Annotated in this window: 1 protein-coding gene and 2 pseudogenes; all 3 read left to right on the forward strand. The window is 50.1% G+C overall.

Annotated elements, in window-relative coordinates; translation table 11 throughout:
• Window positions 1–934 (forward strand): annotated as a pseudogene (locus IT084_RS17540) (transposase); the annotation flags it as partial.
• A gap of 62 nt (window positions 935–996) precedes the next feature.
• Window positions 997–1,224 (forward strand): annotated as a pseudogene (locus tag IT084_RS19120) (DUF6431 domain-containing protein); the annotation flags it as partial.
• A gap of 6 nt (window positions 1,225–1,230) precedes the next feature.
• The gene (locus tag IT084_RS19125; RefSeq protein ID WP_195714176.1) at window positions 1,231–1,368 is read left to right on the forward strand and encodes a hypothetical protein; all 138 of its coding nucleotides are present in this window, start codon (window positions 1,231–1,233) and stop codon (window positions 1,366–1,368) included.
• Window positions 1,369–1,579 lie beyond the last annotated feature (211 nt).

The following is a 1,579-nucleotide window of genomic DNA, read 5'->3' on the forward strand; positions in this document are numbered from 1 at the left end:
CTGACCTATCCCTGCTCAACGAAGCCAGGGAGAAGCTGGATGACATGATCGATATCGTGCACAAAAATCTTGGCAAACCCGGTAAAAGGCCGCGCACTTATCGACGGGTTGCTCGTAAGGATTACCTGAACATTGTTCGGAACAAAAAGCCTGGGAAGAAAGCTCTTCGCAAAGCTATTGGTAAGCAACTGCGCTATGTCAGGCGCAACCTTGGCGTTATAGACCACCTGCTTGCCATAGCCGGCGACGAGCATGGTCTGAGCCAAAAGCAACAGGAAACACTGGCACAATACGCAAAGTCTACGAACAGCAGCACTACATGTATACCCGCCGCACGCACAAGATAAACGACCGTATTGTCAGCATCAGCCAGCCGCATGTGCGACCCATCGTCCGGGGTAAAGCCACAGCCGAAACCGAGTTCGGTGCCAAAGTCGCCATCAGCATTGTAGACGGCTACGCCCACGTGGAAACGCTGAGTTGGGATGCCTTCAATGAGGGTAAAACCCTCATCGAATCGGTGGAGCGTTACCGCCAAAGGTACGGGTTTTACCCTGAGGCTGTTCAGGCTGATAAGATCTACCGGAACAAAGAGAATCTTCGCTACTGTGAACTACACGGTATACGTCTCAGCGGACCAAGGCTTGGGAGACCACCGGCTGACAAGGCGCTACAGAAAGAACAAAGACGTTTGGAACGGCAAGACGCTAGCGAACGTAATGCCATAGAAGGCAAATTCGGCGAAGGTAAGCGCCGTTATGGGCTGGCGCGTATTATGGCGCGTCTGAAAGAGACCGCCGAAAGTGTGATTTGCCTCCAGTTCTTGGTGATGAACTTGGAGCGCAGGCTCCGTGTTATTTTGTTTATTTTTTTCCGGCACCTTTTGGGGCATAAACCGGCTTTTTTAGACCGTCATTATAGGTGTTTTGATTGAAATAGGGTTGGTTCAGCAAGCCCTATATAAAAGTTGTAACAAAAAATCAATACCCCGAAGAACTGCGTCCGAATTTTTGTGAGCATTGCCGGAAAGAAAAATTCTTCCATCATCATGATTACCATGAGCGGGACGTCTATAACCCCGGTCAAAAATGGAGAATAATAATCCACCGTTTCCTTTGCCCCACCTGTAGACATACCCGAAGCGTTCTGCCCACCTTTATCGGCCCACATAAAACAGCAACTTGGGACGTCCAGGAAGAAGTCATCCGGAAAAACGAAGCAGACATACCATTGGAGCAAATTGCCGGGGAAATAGCCCCGCCCGCCGGGCCGTATTCAGTTAAAACCATGTGGCGCTGGAAGCAAAGATGGGATAAATTTTTAGCCGGCTTTGACACGCCTGTTTGGGCGTTGCAGTTAAGCATATGAAGGGGATGTCAAGAGAATGAAAAAAAGGTGTAACCGGTAAAATAAATTTAACAACTTTAGGCAAATAAGAATCAACACTATTTACCACAAGAGCATCGCTTTTGTGGCCGGCCTGGGCACTTTTGGCGTCAACCGGATGCTGATCACCCCGGCGGGCTGCGCCGGGCGCTTCGGCAGTATGGTCATATCGGCGGAAATTCCCCCCACCCCC

This window comes from Desulfallas sp. Bu1-1 (assembly GCF_015594625.1).
Taxonomy (GTDB): domain Bacteria; phylum Bacillota; class Desulfotomaculia; order Desulfotomaculales; family Desulfallaceae; genus JADNRQ01.